The organism is Bacillus sp. FSL L8-0167 (assembly GCF_038630295.1).
Classification (GTDB): domain Bacteria; phylum Bacillota; class Bacilli; order Bacillales; family Bacillaceae; genus Bacillus; species Bacillus safensis.
Genome location: NZ_CP152027.1, coordinates 3,168,085 through 3,181,803, shown reverse-complemented (window position 1 = coordinate 3,181,803; position 13,719 = coordinate 3,168,085). Strand labels below are relative to the sequence as shown.

The 13,719-nt window shown below is 40.0% G+C and carries 14 protein-coding genes; all 14 read left to right on the top strand.

Annotated elements, in window-relative coordinates; translation table 11 throughout:
• The gene (gene flgL, locus MHB66_RS16505) at positions 1-909 is read left to right on the top strand and encodes a flagellar hook-associated protein FlgL (protein ID WP_034281095.1); all 909 of its coding nucleotides are present in this window, start codon (positions 1-3) and stop codon (positions 907-909) included.
• A 46-nt stretch (positions 910-955) separates the two neighbouring features.
• Positions 956-1,534, top strand: a complete 579-nt coding sequence (locus MHB66_RS16500; RefSeq protein WP_024426253.1) for a DUF6470 family protein — start codon at positions 956-958, stop codon at positions 1,532-1,534.
• 28 nt (positions 1,535-1,562) lie between these two features.
• Positions 1,563-1,997 (top strand): flagellar assembly protein FliW, encoded by a 435-nt coding sequence (gene fliW / locus MHB66_RS16495; RefSeq protein WP_024423615.1) that lies wholly within the window; start codon positions 1,563-1,565, stop codon positions 1,995-1,997.
• Positions 1,991-2,215: a carbon storage regulator CsrA gene (gene csrA / locus MHB66_RS16490; RefSeq protein WP_008360181.1), complete on the top strand. Its 225-nt coding sequence runs from the start codon at positions 1,991-1,993 to the stop codon at positions 2,213-2,215. Before fliW ends, csrA begins: the two co-directional genes overlap by 7 nt.
• Before the next feature lie 161 nt (positions 2,216-2,376).
• On the top strand, positions 2,377-2,718 hold the full coding sequence (gene flaG, locus MHB66_RS16485) for a flagellar protein FlaG (protein WP_034281093.1): 342 nt from the start codon (positions 2,377-2,379) through the stop codon (positions 2,716-2,718).
• 20 nt (positions 2,719-2,738) lie between these two features.
• On the top strand, positions 2,739-4,268 hold the full coding sequence (locus tag MHB66_RS16480) for a flagellar hook-associated protein 2 (protein ID WP_034281091.1): 1,530 nt from the start codon (positions 2,739-2,741) through the stop codon (positions 4,266-4,268).
• A 17-nt stretch (positions 4,269-4,285) separates the two neighbouring features.
• The gene (gene fliS, locus MHB66_RS16475) at positions 4,286-4,690 is read left to right on the top strand and encodes a flagellar export chaperone FliS (RefSeq protein WP_041115574.1); all 405 of its coding nucleotides are present in this window, start codon (positions 4,286-4,288) and stop codon (positions 4,688-4,690) included.
• On the top strand, positions 4,687-5,028 hold the full coding sequence (fliT, locus tag MHB66_RS16470) for a flagella biosynthesis regulatory protein FliT (protein ID WP_046313066.1): 342 nt from the start codon (positions 4,687-4,689) through the stop codon (positions 5,026-5,028). The genes fliS and fliT overlap by 4 nt, the downstream gene beginning before the upstream one ends.
• Before the next feature lie 13 nt (positions 5,029-5,041).
• Positions 5,042-5,422, top strand: coding sequence for a hypothetical protein (locus MHB66_RS16465; RefSeq protein WP_046313067.1), 381 nt, complete (start codon positions 5,042-5,044; stop codon positions 5,420-5,422).
• Between the two features lie 33 nt (positions 5,423-5,455).
• Entirely contained in the window at positions 5,456-7,141 is a 1,686-nt protein-coding gene (locus tag MHB66_RS16460) for a methyl-accepting chemotaxis protein (protein ID WP_046313069.1), read from the top strand.
• A gap of 188 nt (positions 7,142-7,329) precedes the next feature.
• Positions 7,330-7,893 carry a ribosome-associated translation inhibitor RaiA gene (gene raiA / locus MHB66_RS16455; RefSeq protein ID WP_024423608.1) on the top strand — a complete coding sequence of 188 codons (564 nt, stop codon included), beginning with the start codon at positions 7,330-7,332 and terminating at the stop codon, positions 7,891-7,893.
• Positions 7,894-8,091: 198 nt separating this feature from the next.
• Positions 8,092-10,617, top strand: a complete 2,526-nt coding sequence (gene secA / locus MHB66_RS16450) for a preprotein translocase subunit SecA (RefSeq protein ID WP_034281086.1) — start codon at positions 8,092-8,094, stop codon at positions 10,615-10,617.
• Between the two features lie 67 nt (positions 10,618-10,684).
• Positions 10,685-11,786 (top strand): peptide chain release factor 2 gene (prfB, locus tag MHB66_RS16445; protein WP_098677688.1). Its coding sequence is split into 2 segments (ribosomal slippage): positions 10,685-10,756 and positions 10,758-11,786, totalling 1,101 coding nucleotides; the frame shifts between segments, so codons are not numbered across the junction.
• Between the two features lie 124 nt (positions 11,787-11,910).
• On the top strand, positions 11,911-13,704 hold the full coding sequence (locus tag MHB66_RS16440; RefSeq protein ID WP_046313070.1) for a M3 family oligoendopeptidase: 1,794 nt from the start codon (positions 11,911-11,913) through the stop codon (positions 13,702-13,704).
• Positions 13,705-13,719 lie beyond the last annotated feature (15 nt).

Here is a 13,719-nt window from a genome sequence, read left to right as displayed (position 1 = left end):
ATGCGAGTCACACAAGGGATGATTTCTCAAAACTCACTTCGAAATATTAGTAAAAGTTATGAAAAACTTTCTAAAATTAATGAGCAGGCACAAACAGGCAAACGTTTTACAAAAACGTCTGATGATCCTGTTGCAGCAGTAAAAAGCCTTCAATATAGTACTGCCTTGTTCCGAAATGAACAATATAAAAATAACTTAAATGAAGCACAAAACTGGATTGATACATCTGAAACAAGTGTCACTGAAATCATTGATATTATGTCAAATATACGAGATAAAGTGCTTGATGCGGCAAATGGAACAAAGCAGCCCGAAGATTTAGCAGCTATCGGAGTGGAAATTGGCCAGATGAAGAATCAAATCATTGATGCAATGAACACTCAAATGCTAGGTAAGTTCGTATTTAATGGGACAAATACAAATGTTAAACCAGTTGTTGAGAATGCAGACGGAACGTATACATTTAACTTCGAAAATTATACAGATGCGAATGCTGTTCAAGCGAATATTTCTGATGGTATCACTTTAAATGTAAACTCAAATCCAATCTCAGCGTTTGGCGGACAGGCTAACGGTCAAAATGTCATTGAAATGCTGACTGATTTAGAAAACTCATTGAAAAATGGAACGTTTGCGAATTCTGATGATGCATTAGGAAGTATCGATCAGTTTAAAGAAGTAATGAGTGCTGAGCGATCTGACCTAGGAGCGCGTTCGAATCGTGTTGACTTAGTAGGAAGTCGTTTGACTTCACAATTTCAAGTACTGAAAAATGCTAAATCAGATAATGAAGATGTTGAAAGTGAAAAGGCAATTCTTGATCTTCTTCAACAAGAGACGGTGAATAGAGCTGCTTTAGCGACAACAGCGAAAGTCATTCAGCCATCCCTTGTAGATTTCTTAAGATAATAAAAAGCATCCGATGGGTGCTTTTTTGCATCATGGAGGTGAACATATGCAAATCCCTAGATTGTTAATGCAGCAAACCTATGCAAAGCTTCAAATGTCGACAACTCCTTCCCGGCAAGAAGTAGAGCAGCCACAAGCTGATCTTGAGATTCAGCAGCCACGAGCTGTCATGAATATCAAAAGGACACCGTCGAAATTAACCATTGATCAAACCGAGGCATTTGCCGATATGGACATCAAGTCAATTTTTAGACGTTCTGAGGAATGGGCAGCTGAGGGGAAGCGTGCTGTTGGAGAAGGAATGGGTCGAAGAGCGGAAGAAGGAAGTGAACTCATCAAGATCGAGAATGGTGGGAATGCGATTGCTGAGTTTGCCAAAATCAATGGCAGTCCCCCAGCAAAACAATTCACCATTGGTGTGATACCTTCATTCTTTAGTGTGAAAATTCACTATCAGCCTTCTGAGCTTCAAATTGATGTGGAGCCGCAAAAAGCTATCATAGAGGCCACACCTCATAAACCAATCGTTAACTACCAGCCAGGTAAGGTCAATATTGATATGTTACAATACCCAGAATTAAAAATAGAAGTTGACGAAACGGGCCAAAATGGTGATAAGGTATAATTAAGAAAAATGAAAAAGGTCGTGAATTATGATCATTCAAACAAAATACCATGGTGAAGTGACAATCAAAGAGGAGCAAATCATTCACTTCTCTAACGGGATACCAGGATTTCTGGATCAAAAACAGTTTGTCATTTTGCCTTTATCAGAAGAGTCTCCATTTTTAGTTCTTCAATCATTAAATAACTCGGCATTAGGTTTTATCGTCAGCAGCCCGTTTTTATTCTTCAATCAATACGAATTTGATTTAGACGAAACGGTTGTAGACATTCTGGAAGTAGAAGATGCCAATGATGTGGAAGTAATGGTTATTTTAACAATGGAATCATCTATTGAAAAAACAACAGCCAATTTAAGAGCGCCTATTATTGTGAACCGGAAAAACATGAAAGCCAAGCAGGTGATTTTGCATGATTCAGCCTATCATACAAAACATTTGTTAGAGGTGGCATCCTCATGTTAGTGCTGTCTCGTAAATTAAACCAGTCGATTCAAATAGGCGATGATATTGAAGTCAAGATTATTTCAATCGAAGGCGATCAAGTGAAAGTCGGGATTGAGGCTCCTAAGCACATCGATATTCACAGGAAAGAAGTGTACCTGTCAATTCAAGAAGAGAACAATCGTGCTGCTAGTTTATCCTTAGATCTCCTCTCTCAATTATCCTCACAAAAAAAGTGAGGATTTTTTTATCGCATTCAGCTGTCCTTCTCCGTGTGAAAGCGTTTCGATACAGATGTTCATGATCTATAGGAAACTTTAACAAATCGGTCCATCTATATTTAATTTGCAAATTCAAAGCCGATATAAAAGATAGATTAAAGCACAGGAGCTGAATAACTATGTCTGTTGGTAAGTTGACATCGCTAGAGCCAATTATCGATGCATTTCAAACCCGTGTTTCTAATAACCAGAATGACAATGTAAACTCTGACTCACAAGCAAATGGCAGGGCTGTTTCAAAAGAAGAAATTGAAAAAACGCTTCAAGGGGCAAACAAGCTGATTGAACCTACTCAATTTCATCTTCAATTTGAATTACATGAAAAACTCAACGAATATTATGTCAAAGTCGTAGATAACCAAACAGATGAAGTCATTAGAGAAATTCCTTCCAAGGAATGGCTTGATTTCTATGCAGCAATGACAGAAATTGTCGGTTTATTTGTAGATAAAAGAATGTAAATGAAGGGAGAACATAAATAATGGTCAATCGTATTACTGGATTTTCAAATGTGTTCGATATTGATGAAATCGTATCAAAGCTGATGAAAACGGAGCAAGCACCACTTGATACAATGACGCGTCAGAAACAAACGCTTGAATGGCAAAGAGACAGCTATCGCGAGGTTAACTCGAAAATTAAAGAATTAGATGATTTGATTAATAGTTTAAACTTAACGCGTCCAAGTACATATGGCGCCAAAAAGGTGACAAGCTCTAATGAATCTGCTGTCACAGCAACTGGATCAACAAATGCGACCTCTGGCTCTATTCATGTCACTCAGCTAGCGACAGCTTCCGTCTTCAAATCCTCTGGTACATCTGGATTTACACCAACAAACGGAACGTTTACGTTTGAAGTGACGACACCAGATTCGACAAAACCAAAAACGGTGACAATCAATACTTCTGATACCGATACAATTGATGACATCGTGAAAAAGCTGAACAGCGCGCAATTAGGTGTGACGGCTTACAAAGGCCAAATCTCTGATGGCACTAACTACGTGGATACCATCGCTCTTACTTCTCGAACAACGGGTGAAGGCGTCAGTATTAAAGCAGCTGATGGCAATTCGGCTTCATTTTTAACGCAATTAGGCTTCCAAGTAGATGGAGATAACAAATTAGTTGCGACCACTCAAGGACAGAAGGCGCAATACGAGATTAATGGTCTGAAAATGGAAAATAACAACAATACATTCACGCAGGCTGATATTACGTACGAGCTTAAAGCAACGACAGATAAGCCCGTCAGCTTAAACGTTTCAACAGATGTGGATGCAATATATGATAAAATTAAACAATTTGTTGATAAATATAATGAACTCGTTGAGCAGATTAATGGAAAAGTCAATGAAAAGAAAAACAGAGACTATCATCCATTAACGGCTGAAGAGAAAAAAGCGATGTCTGAAAAAGAAATAGAGCTATGGGAAACGACCGCGAAGTCTGGCTTGCTGAGAAGTGATTCCATTTTACGATCTGGTGCCTCTAAAATAAGAAGTGATTTGTATGCTAATATTACGACAAGTGATGCGAATAAAATCCAACTCACACAAATCGGTATTTCGACATCATCCAGCTATAAAGATGGTGGGAAGCTTGAATTTATTAAGGATAGTGATGGAGTAGAGAAATTAAAAAAAGCCATTGAAGAAGACCCGGAGAAGGTCAGACAAATGTTCATCTCGGGTAGTTTAAATGTGGATTCAAAGGATAAAGACAAAGCGCAGCAGCAATATCAAGAACAAGGCATCATCTATCGTATCAAAAATTCCTTATCAGACTTTTCGAAGAGCATTCAAAAAAAGGCTGGCAGCATAACAATGGAATCAAAGGAATACGGACTTGGTAAGGACCTTGATTCTTTGACAAAACGAATGAGTACATTCCAAGATCGTTTAAAAATGGTTGAAGCCCGTTACTACAAAAAGTTTAACGCCATGGATAGTGCAATTCAAAAGCTAAACAACCAATCTGGCTACCTTTCTCAACTGCTTGGACAATAATTGGAGGTTTATAACATATGGCAATACAGAACCCTTATGCCGCCTATCAGAAAAATTCTATTGAGACCGCAACACCTGCCGAGTTGACGCTTATGCTTTATGAAGGCTGCTTAAAGTTCATCAGAATAGCGAAGCATGCCATTCAAAAAGAGGATGCAGAAACGAGAAATGTGAACCTGAAAAAGGCTCAAAACATCATTCAAGAATTAAATGTCACCTTAAATCGTTCCTATGACGTATCAAAGAGTATGGCAAGTATGTATGATTACATTTATCGCAGACTGATAGAAGCCAATCTTCAAAATGACGAAGAGATATTGAATGAAGTAGAAGAGTACGTAACTGATTTTCGTGATGCGTGGAAGGAAGTCATTCAAACCGATCGAAAAGGCCGTCACCACTCTATCGGGGGCTCTCTATGAGTATTGTGGACCAGCTGCATGATCAAACATTAAAAATGGCAGCCGAAATAGCGGAAAATCCGCAAAGTGACACACTGGTTGAAGACTTTGATGCCTTTTTAATTGAGAGAGACGAATTAATGAGAGATATACAGCATGAATTGACGGATCAAGAAAAAGAGAAAATCCGAGAAATCATCCAAACAGATCAACAGATGGCGAAGCAATTAACGGTTATCCAAAATGGGATAAAAGCAGATATTCAAGCCATTCAAAAAAAGAAAACAAAACAGCTGAATTATCAAAATCCATACCAGCCCATAACAAGTGACGGCGTATACTACGATAAACGGAAATAAATAGGTGAGACCTGTGGCGTATCGTTCAAATGACTATATTTTATTAACCACATATTATGAACTTCTATACACGATAGAAGAGAGTCTAAACTATTTAGATGAAATTGAGAAGGATTTTGACAAAACAGAAGGGGATCGGATCTTTAATGATCTGATCCATGCCTTCTTTCATTTAGACACAACACATCCCCTTCTGCTTTCAATTATTGAAAATGATCACTTTGCCAAAACGATTCGTTCGTTTGATCAAATATTTTTAAGTTTTGATGTACTAGCTTTCTATACATTCCCTTCAAATCACTTCCAATCATTCCTGAAAACATACTTTATACCTGAATATAGAAAGTGGATGGATGAAATACATGCCTGTATGAGGCCGTATGTCATTCATTAATTTTTGTCCAATTCAGACCATTCGGAGGAAATTATGAGACTAAAAAATCAATTTTTATTTGGGCTTATTGTCATATGTGTATTGTTTGTCAGTATGTTAGGATTCTCAAGCTTTCTCTATTACAAAACAGATCAATCCTATAAAGCGCTATTAAGCAAGGAAGTGAAGCTTTATCAGACATCGCTGGAATTAGAAACCCTTCTGCAAAAGCAGGAAGCACAGATTAAAACATATGTCGTCGTGCAAGATGCTGAAAATTTGCAGAAAATTGAGCAAACATATGAAGATATTAATAAGAAAACAGCAGAAGCTTCTAAAATGAGTACGGTCAAACAAGCAAAAAATCTATTAGATCAAATCTCAGAAAAAAATTATCTCTACTACACCTCAACAAATCGATTATTTAATTCATTAAATATGCAAAATCAAAAAGAATTCAACACCCGCCTCAGTCAAGAATTACAACCTATCGAACAAGAAATACATACCTTTACAAAAGAATTCGCTCAAAATCAGCTAAAACAACGTGATCAAAAAATCAATCAGCTCAATCAAGATAGTAATCAATTATTGCTTACACTCATTTTGGTCAGTGCAGCGATTATTGTTGGCCTTTTGGTGATTGGGATCAGATTTGTTCATCGCATGACAAAACCAATTGTTTCTGTCACAAATGCCGCAAAAAGGATGGCAGATGGTGATCTTACCCTTGAAGAGATTGAAGTGACCTCTAAAAATGAGATTGGTCAACTCGGCACAGCCTTTAATCAAATGACGGCTCATTTGCGTCAGCTTATTTTGCAGGTGCAAAGCGGATCAAGACAGCTTGCTGATTCTGCTGCTCAATTTGAGGAAACCATCAGTCAAACGATATCGGCTAGTGAGCAGACATCCAGCTCGATTGAACAGGTCAGTGAAGCTTCACGTGAACAATCAGATGCGGTCGGAAAAGTGGCATCCGCCATTCAGGAAGTGTCGACTGGCATGCAAAATGCAGCTGTACACACGTCCGATGTTTCGGGTCACTCAATTTCAGTGACTGAAAAGGCTGAAGAGGGTGCCGCCCTTATTCAACAATTTGTGCAACAAATGAGTTCTATTAAAGAGTCTGTGAATGAACACCATTCCACAATGGCCCATGTGCAAGCGCAGTTTACAGGCATTCAAGATCTGTTAGGTCATATCCATGCCATTGCTGACCAGACGAATTTGCTTGCTTTAAACGCAGCTATAGAAGCAGCAAGAGCGGGAGAACATGGAAGAGGCTTTGCAGTTGTAGCAGATGAAGTGAGGAAACTGGCAGAAGAATCTAGTCAGTTGACAGATCAAATTAGTCAATTACTCGAGAACGTGAACAAAGATACAGAAAGGTCATCACAATCAATGACGAAGGTTGAGCGGGATGTAGCAGAGGGTGTAAAAGTATCACAATTATCTGAACAAAGCTTCCATGAAATATTGGAATCTATTCGTGATATTTCAATGAAAGCAGAAGAGCTGTCAGCCACTGCAGAACAAATTTCTGCTAGTACAGAGGAAATTTCTCAAACGGTTGGTTTCATTGAAGAAGGTGCGAAACGAAACTCAGAAGAAACAGAGTACATGTCTGCTGCTGTTGAAGAATCATTAGCGGCCAATGAAGAGATGAAAGCGGCTGCGGAGGATCTAAAATCCTTATCTCAATCGCTGAAAACATCGATTTCATCTTTTACCATTTAATGTACGCTGGTCTTTTTCAAGAATTAGCCGAATATATATTCATCACCTATCAAGCAACAGTTGAAGCACCGCAAAATTCGACAAATTTCAATAAATATTCACATTTTTTTTACGTTTGAGCAGGAGAAAAGGAGGGAAAAGTAGAAATAGGTTTACATATCCTTAATTTTAAAGGAGGCGTTCTTTACATGAATTACAATGTCAGAGGAGAAAACATCGACGTAACACCTGCACTAAGAGATCATGTCGAGAAAAAAATTGGAAAGCTGGAGCGTTATTTTGAGACAGATGTAGATGCTTCAGTCAACGTGAACTTGAAGTTTTACAACGATCAAGAATCTAAAGTTGAGGTTACCATTCCAATGACTGATCTAGCACTTCGAGCTGAGGTGCATAATGAGGATATGTACAATGCAGTAGACCTAGCAGCCAGTAAATTAGAACGTCAAATTAGAAAGCACAAAACAAAAGTAAACCGTAAATTCCGCGAGCAAGGTGCCAAAAAGCACTTATTTGCTGGAGGAAATGGTACGGCTGAAGTAGCAGTTCAAGATGACGAAGAGATTGATGAAACAGAAATCGTCAGACAAAAACGTTTCAACTTAAAGCCGATGGATAGTGAAGAGGCCATTCTCCAAATGAACATGTTAGGTCATAGTTTCTTCGTTTTCACAAATGCTGAGACAAATTTGACCAATGTGGTTTATCGCCGAAATGACGGTAAATATGGACTCATTGAGCCAAACGCTTAAATATCAGTTGATGCTGATTCAAAAACAACCTAAATAAAGTAAACCCGTTCCCTTCATAAGGGGCGGGTTTTTTGTGCGAAATTATGGCAAATTCTTTGGAAATGAAAGAAGGTATGGTATGATAAATGCAGGTAAATATGGACCTGTCAAACTTTTGGACATGCCGAAAAATTGCATGAAATAGAGGAGCGTTATTATATGCTTGGAATCTTAAACAAAGTGTTTGATCCTACGAAACGTACGATCAGCCGATATGAAAAAAAGGCAAATGAAATCGAAGCTCTCGCTCAAGATTTTGAAAAATTATCTGACGAGGCTTTACGAAATAAAACGATTGAATTTAAAGAAAAACTTGAAAAAGGACAATCGGTGGATGACCTGCTGGTTGAAGCATTTGCAACGGTTCGCGAGGCATCCCGCCGCGTAACAGGAATGTTCCCATTTAAGGTGCAGCTCATGGGGGGCATCGCGCTTCATGAAGGTAACATCGCTGAAATGAAAACAGGTGAAGGTAAAACATTGACATCAACAATGCCTGTTTATTTAAATGCTCTTTCTGGAAAAGGCGTCCACATCGTGACAGTCAACGAATACTTGGCAAGCCGTGATGCGCAGGAAATGGGCAAAATTTTTGAGTTTCTTGGTTTAACAGTCGGCTTAAACTTAAACAGCTTAGACAAAGATGAAAAAAGAGAAGCGTACGCCGCTGATATCACGTATTCAACAAACAATGAACTCGGCTTTGACTATTTACGGGATAACATGGTGCTTTACAAAGAGCAAATGGTTCAGAGACCGCTTCATTATGCCGTGATCGATGAGGTTGACTCCATTTTAATTGATGAAGCGAGAACACCTCTTATTATTTCTGGACAAGCTGCGAAATCAACAAAGCTTTATGTACAAGCCAATGCATTTGTCCGCACATTAAAAATCGAAGATGATTTCACGTATGATATTAAAACAAAAAGTGTGCAGCTGACTGAAAGCGGAATGACGAAGGCGGAAAAAGCATTCGGCATTGAGAACCTGTTTGATGTCAAACATGTCGCGCTGAACCATCACATCGCTCAGGCGCTGAAGGCACATGTTGCGATGCAAAAAGACGTGGATTATGTAGTAGAAGAAGGCCAAGTAGTCATCGTTGACTCCTTCACAGGACGTTTAATGAAAGGACGCCGTTATAGTGAAGGGCTGCATCAAGCCATCGAGGCAAAAGAAGGTCTTGAAGTGCAGAACGAAAGCATGACACTAGCAACAATTACGTTCCAGAACTACTTCCGTATGTATGAAAAATTATCTGGTATGACTGGTACAGCAAAAACGGAAGAAGAAGAATTCCGTAACATTTACAACATGCAGGTTGTCTCAATCCCGACCAACCAGCCAGTTGTTCGTGATGACAGACCTGATTTAATTTACCGCACAATGGATGGTAAATTTAAAGCAGTGGCTGAGGATGTTGCGCAGCGCTATATGACAGGGCAGCCAGTTCTTGTCGGAACAGTTGCAGTTGAGACATCTGAGCTTATTTCTAAGCTGCTTAAAAATAAAGGCATTCCTCATCAAGTGTTAAACGCAAAAAACCATGAGCGTGAAGCACAAATTATTGAAGAGGCTGGTCAAAAAGGTGCTGTGACCATTGCGACAAACATGGCAGGACGTGGTACAGACATCAAGCTTGGCGAAGGTGTAAAAGAACTTGGAGGTCTGGCTGTTATCGGGACAGAGCGTCATGAATCCCGTCGTATTGATAACCAGCTTCGCGGACGTTCTGGACGTCAAGGAGACCCAGGGATTACCCAATTCTATCTCTCCATGGAAGATGAATTGATGCGCCGATTTGGTGCAGAGCGGACGATGGCGATGCTTGACCGCTTTGGCATGGATGACTCTACACCAATCCAAAGTAAAATGGTGTCTAAAGCCGTTGAATCATCTCAAAAACGTGTAGAGGGGAACAACTTTGATTCCCGTAAGCAGCTTCTGCAATATGACGATGTGCTTCGTCAACAGCGTGAAGTAATCTACAAACAGCGTTTTGAAGTCATCGATTCTGACAACTTAAAATCAATTGTCATCAATATGATCCAATCTTCAATTGAGCGTGCGGTGGGATCTTATACGCCAAAAGAGGAGCTGCCTGAAGAATGGAAACTAGATGGTCTTGTTGAATTAATCAACACGAACTATTTGGACGAAGGTGCCATTACGGTCAAAGATATCTTCGGTAAAGAAGCAGATGAAATCACAACCTTCATCATGGATCGTATTAAAGAAAAATACGATGCAAAAGAAGAAACATTTGGCGAAGAACAAATGCGTGAATTTGAAAAAGTCATCGTTCTTCGTGCGGTGGATTCGAAGTGGATGGACCATATCGATGCAATGGATCAGCTGCGTCAAGGGATTCATTTACGTGCGTACGCACAAACGAATCCGCTTCGTGAATACCAAATGGAAGGATTTGCGATGTTTGAGCATATGGTTGCTTCAATTGAAGATGACGTGGCCAAGTATGTCTTGAAATCAGAAATCCAAAACAACCTAGAACGTGAAGAAGTGGTTCAAGGTCAAACAACGGCTCATCAGCCGCAAGAGGGCGATGAGGAGAAGACAGTGAAGAAGAAGCCGGTACGTAAAGTCGTAGACATTGGACGAAACTCCCCATGTCACTGCGGAAGCGGCAAGAAATATAAAAATTGTCATGGGAAGACAGAATAAGTAATGGAAAGAGGTGAAAACCTCTTTCTATTCATGTCAGCCCCCATACATCTATGAGGTGAAGGATATGGAATTAGTAGAAATTAGACAAGAGCTTGAAAATATGGCTAGCAGGCTAGCTGATTTTAGGGGGTCTCTTTGACTTAGAAACAAAAGAGGCCAAAATCGCAGAGCTTGAAGCGACGATGTCAGAGGCTGATTTTTGGAATGATCAGCAAAAGGCTCAAGGCGTTATCAATGAAGCCAATGCACTGAAGGATTCTGTGAATTCCTACCATGAGCTCAGTGAATCACATGAAGAGCTGCAAATGACGCATGACTTATTAAAGGAAGATTATGACGAGGAGCTTCATGCAGAGCTTGAAAAAGAGCTGAAGAACTTAACGAAGCAGTTTAACGAATTTGAGCTGCAGCTTCTTTTAAGCGAACCTTATGATAAAAACAATGCCATTCTGGAGCTTCACCCAGGTGCAGGTGGAACTGAATCACAGGACTGGGGTTCTATGCTTCTGCGAATGTACACTCGCTGGGCAGAGCGCAGAGGCTTTAAGGTCGAAACGCTTGATTACCTTCCAGGTGATGAGGCAGGGATTAAGTCTGTGACTTTGCTCATCAAAGGGCATAACGCGTACGGTTACTTAAAAGCTGAAAAAGGTGTCCATCGTTTGGTTCGTATTTCTCCTTTTGATTCTTCTGGCCGCAGACATACATCCTTCGTTTCCTGTGATGTCATGCCGGAATTCAATGAAGAAATTGATATTGATATTCGGACAGAGGATATCAAGGTAGATACGTATCGTGCAAGCGGAGCAGGTGGGCAGCACGTTAATACGACGGACTCTGCTGTTCGTATCACACACATTCCAACGAATGTCGTCGTGACGTGCCAAACAGAAAGATCACAAATTAAAAACAGAGAACGTGCGATGAAAATGCTGAAATCGAAACTTTATCAAAAACGGATCGAAGAACAGCAGGCAGAATTGGATGAAATCAGAGGAGAGCAGAAAGAAATTGGCTGGGGAAGCCAAATCCGCTCTTATGTATTCCACCCTTATTCTCTTGTGAAAGACCATCGAACCAATACGGAGATGGGAAATGTTCAAGCGGTGATGGATGGAGATTTAGATTCATTTATCGATGCGTACTTACGTTCGAAATTATCATAAAAACTCGGCTTCTTGCCGGGTTTTTTTAATTGTGAGAAAATATAATGAATATAAAGGTATACATACGACATACTGATTCTATATCCTTTGTATGATGAAATTAGCAAATAAAGGGGGAAATATTTTGGGATTAACACCATTGCAAGAAACGTGGGATTTAGATGCCTTTTTTAAAGGAGGCAGTTCTTCACCAGAATTTAAGACATACCTGCAAAACATTCAGCAGCTACTAGATGAATTACGACAAAAGGTGGATGCCTTTTCAAAAGAAGATACACACATTGAAAGCCAATTAACGTCTGTCCTTGACGCGTATGAAACTACATATAAAAAATTGTCTCAAGCAAGTTCATTTGTATCCTGCCTACAAGCTCAAAATACGAAGGATATGAAGGCAGGCAGTCTTCGAGGTACGATTGCCAACCTAGAAGCTGATTTAGGAACCATCCTTGCACTGTTTGATCAAGCGCTAGCTGCTATCCCTGCAAACAAGTGGGAAGAATTGATGAATTCAGCAGCCTTTTCAGATGTCCGCTACATATTAAATGAGCGAAGAGACCGTGTGAAGGATCAATTACCTGTTGAACAAGAAACGCTGATTCAAAAGCTGGCTGTAGATGGGTACCATGCGTGGGATGAGCTTTATTCCAGCTTAGTCAATAAAATTACCATTCCGTTTGAACAGCATGGAGAAACGCAGATGATCTCTGTAGGCCAAGCAGAAAATGCTATGGATGATTCAGATCGTGAAGTCAGAAAGGCCGTTTATCACAACCTAGAGCATGCATGGAAGCAGGATGAACATTTATTTGCTAGTACGCTCAATCACCTTGCTGGTTTTCGTTTGCAAGTGTATGAAGCAAGGGGCTGGGATCACATTTTAAAAGAACCGCTTGAAATTTGCCGGATGAAACAAGAAACCCTTGATGCAATGTGGTCTGTGATTGATGAACATAAGCAGCCATTCATTGATTATTTACACCGAAAAGCTGACATGCTTGGAGTGGATAAGCTGAGCTGGTTCGATGTTGGGGCTCCTATCGGCAGTGAGACCAAAATCTATCCTTATCAAGAAGCAGCTGCTTTTATTGTGAAACATTTCGCAGGATTTGGAGAAGAGCTCGCTGCTTTTACAGAAAAAGCCTTTAATGAACGCTGGGTAGAAGCTGAGGACCGTCCAAACAAACGGGTAGGCGGCTTTTGTACAAATTTCCCTGACAGCGGAGAATCACGTATTTTTATGACCTTCTCAGGAAGTCCATCCAATGTGGCGACACTAGCGCATGAGCTCGGTCATTCGTTCCATCAGGAAGTGATGCAGGATGTTCGCATTCTGAATCGCAAATACGCAATGAATGTAGCTGAAACAGCGTCGACATTCGCAGAAATGATTGTAGCTGATGCCTCATTAAAAGAAGCGGCAAATGAAGAGGAGCGGCTCAGCCTGTTAGAGGATAAGCTGCAGCGCAGTGTAGCTTTCTTCATGAACATTCAATCTCGTTTCTTATTTGAACAGCGCTTTTATGAAGAGCGTAAACAAGGAGAAGTGCCGGCTGACAGATTGAATGAATTGATGGTCGAAGCGCAGAAGGAAGCGTTCGGTGACTCATTAGATGAATACCATCCGCATTTCTGGGCTTCTAAGCTGCATTTCCATATCACGAATGTTCCATTTTATAATTTTCCATACACCTTTGGATACATGTTCTCGTTAGGAATTTACGCAAAAGCATTGCAGGCTGGTACATCGTTTGAAGAGAAATACATTGCATTATTAAAGGATACTGCTTCAATGACAGTAGAAGATTTAGCCAAAAAGCATCTAGGCGTTGACCTTACCCAAAAAGCATTTTGGGAAGAAGCCATTCGTTTGGCTGTAGCAGATGCTGAAGAATTTTTAGAGGTGACAAAAAAATAAAAAATGAAAAGCTCC

Bases quoted from the DNA above. Each gene is read 5' to 3' on its own strand.
- raiA (WP_024423608.1), top strand. From the start codon at position 7,330: ATGAATTACAATGTCAGAGGAGAAAACATCGACGTAACACCTGCACTA.
- flaG (WP_034281093.1), top strand. From the start codon at position 2,377: ATGTCTGTTGGTAAGTTGACATCGCTAGAGCCAATTATCGATGCATTT.
- fliW (WP_024423615.1), top strand. From the start codon at position 1,563: ATGATCATTCAAACAAAATACCATGGTGAAGTGACAATCAAAGAGGAG.
- flgL (WP_034281095.1), top strand. From the start codon at position 1: ATGCGAGTCACACAAGGGATGATTTCTCAAAACTCACTTCGAAATATT.
- fliT (WP_046313066.1), top strand. From the start codon at position 4,687: ATGAGTATTGTGGACCAGCTGCATGATCAAACATTAAAAATGGCAGCC.
- secA (WP_034281086.1), top strand. From the start codon at position 8,092: ATGCTTGGAATCTTAAACAAAGTGTTTGATCCTACGAAACGTACGATC.
- fliS (WP_041115574.1), top strand. From the start codon at position 4,286: ATGGCAATACAGAACCCTTATGCCGCCTATCAGAAAAATTCTATTGAG.
- MHB66_RS16460 (WP_046313069.1), top strand. From the start codon at position 5,456: ATGAGACTAAAAAATCAATTTTTATTTGGGCTTATTGTCATATGTGTA.
- MHB66_RS16480 (WP_034281091.1), top strand. From the start codon at position 2,739: ATGGTCAATCGTATTACTGGATTTTCAAATGTGTTCGATATTGATGAA.
- MHB66_RS16500 (WP_024426253.1), top strand. From the start codon at position 956: ATGCAAATCCCTAGATTGTTAATGCAGCAAACCTATGCAAAGCTTCAA.
- csrA (WP_008360181.1), top strand. From the start codon at position 1,991: ATGTTAGTGCTGTCTCGTAAATTAAACCAGTCGATTCAAATAGGCGAT.